We start from the raw sequence: 2,180 nt of genomic DNA on the forward strand, positions 1-2,180 counted from the left end.
GGTCCAGTTGAGTCGGCCCGGGGCGCGGTTCAGGCATTGCTGCCTGCCCGTTTCCCCGGACCGCTCTCCGAACCCGGCGTACCCGTTTCCGAGTACCGGGCTCTCCACGGTCTCGTCCGTCAGGCATGAGCAGGGACCTCCCAAGGGGCGGGGATCTTCGGCCGATACCGGTAGCGGGTGACCGCAACTGTATCCAGCGCGAATAGTGCGACCCCGTCCGCCGACAACTGCTTCCAGCGACCGGCACTGCCGTCGTAGAAACGTCGGCGGACGTCCTTCCACTTCCAGCGGTGCCGCGCTATCAGCAGGGCGCTGACTCTGCGCCAGACAAAGTAGTCCAGCGCGCGGAGAGCGCGTTTGCAGACGGCATGCCGGAAGTAGTTGACCCACCCGCGTGTGATCTGGTTGATCCGGACCAACACCTTGCGGATGTCCTGCTGTGACGTTCTGCCCGTCAGGGCTCGGATCTTCTCCTTCAGCTGCCGGATGGGCCGGTCAGCGATGAAGGTGTAGACGTGCCACTTGTTGGCACCCCTCTTGCGGCGCCACTGGATGCGGAACCCCAAGAAGTCGAACCCGTCCGACATGTGCACGATCCGGGTCTTCGCTGGTGACAGTCGAAGTCCCAGGGGGCGCAACACCTCGGTGACTTCCTCTTGCAGGGCTGCGACGTCGTCGCGTTGGCCATGAACGAGAATGACGAAATCGTCCGCGTAGCGGACAATGCGCCATGTCGGCAGGCCGTGATGACGTCGACGGCTGCGCTTATAGGCGGTCGACATGCTCCCGCCCTCCAGCCACGGGCCGTGCAGGTGCTCCTCGAGCGCCGACAGGGCGATGTTGGCCAGCAGGGGCGACAGGATGCCGCCTTGCGGCGTGCCGGTGAGAGTTTCCTCGTAGGAGGCGACCTCGGTGAGGACACCGGCCTTGAGGAAGCTTTTCACCAGGCGGAGCACGCGCTTGTCCTTGATCCGACTTCGCACCCGGTCCATCAGGGCCGTGTGGTCGATGGAGTCAAAGCACGCCTCGATGTCCGCGTCCAGCGCCCAGCGGTATCCTTTGGTGCCGAACATGTGGATCTCGGCGATGGCGTCGTGTGCCCGCCGCATCGGTCTGAAACCGTAAGAGACCGGCTGAAAGTCGGCCTCGAAGATCGGTTCCAGCACCAGTTTCAGCGCGGCTTGCACCACGCGGTCGGCCACGGTTGGAATGCCGAGCTTGCGCACCTTCCCGCTGCCGCCGGGCTTGGGGATCTTCCGCTCCCGCACGGGCAGCGGGCAGAAGTCGCCCGCCTTCAGTGCCTGGCGCAGATCATCCAAGAACCCCGGAACACCGATCTCCCGTTCCACCTGGTCGACCGTAAGGCCGTCCATTCCAGGGGTTCGGGCCCCGGTGTTTCCCGCGACCCGTTCAAACGCCGTAAGCAGCGTCGCCGGGTCATGCACGAGATTGAACAGATCGTCAAATCGGCGGCCGGAGTCGGCCACCGCCCAACGGTGAAGCTTGGTCTGCATCTCCGATACCCGCCGTTCACGCCCCAGAGGGCGATCCGGTGGAGCGCTGCTGTTCAGCAGTGCCTCTTTCGGCATTGCAGTCCCTCCCTTCTGATTCCGCTGCCGCCCTTCCCCACGTACTGGGCTTTCCCCAGCTCCGAGTACTACGGCGGCTCCGCCCCACCCCGGCCCGGTCGGCCGACGATGAGCCCAGCCACTTCCCGCCCTGGATGGGCGAGTTGAGGCGGGACCGGAGTGGTTCCCGTGTTCACACGTTGATCGCTTGTCGGAGGAGGAGCCCGACTTTGCCCCCGCGGCCCTAGCCACGACTACCCCGCAGCACTTCACCGTGGCCTCCCCGGACGGTTAGACAAGAGCGCCCGGGAAGTTCCCCCGCAAGCGACGAGCGCAGGGGACAAACCGCATCCGGCCCAGATCCGCCAGGTTCGAGCCGGCTGGAAGTAAGGAGGCGTAAGACGCCGGTTCCTCGCGTACTCCTCTCCGTCTTGCTCGCCGGACCCGCCCCATCTGGCAGTTCTGGAACGTCCCGACTTTGTAGGGGCTGCTTACCGCCCTCCCCGGCACCTCCCGGATCAGGCTGCCCCCAGCTTCACTGGGCTGCTGCGACAGCCCAGAGGCGAAGGTCTCTCACCTCCACACGATCAACATGCGCTTTCCACGGCGCAC

The 2,180-nt window shown here is 65.4% G+C and carries 1 protein-coding gene; it reads right to left on the reverse strand.

The annotated features are described in order from the left end of the window. Positions 1 to 119: 119 nt before the first annotated feature. The gene (gene ltrA / locus SCWH03_RS28165; protein ID WP_173267744.1) at positions 120 to 1,589 is read right to left on the reverse strand and encodes a group II intron reverse transcriptase/maturase; all 1,470 of its coding nucleotides are present in this window, start codon (positions 1,587 to 1,589) and stop codon (positions 120 to 122) included. Between the last annotated feature and the right edge of the window lie 591 nt (positions 1,590 to 2,180).

The organism is Streptomyces pacificus (assembly GCF_011766325.1).
GTDB classification, from domain to species: Bacteria; Actinomycetota; Actinomycetes; order Streptomycetales; family Streptomycetaceae; genus Streptomyces; species Streptomyces pacificus.

Excerpts from the sequence above, each read along its gene's own strand:
- ltrA (WP_173267744.1), bottom strand. The coding sequence starts at position 1,589 with ATGCCGAAAGAGGCACTGCTGAACAGCAGCGCTCCACCGGATCGCCCT.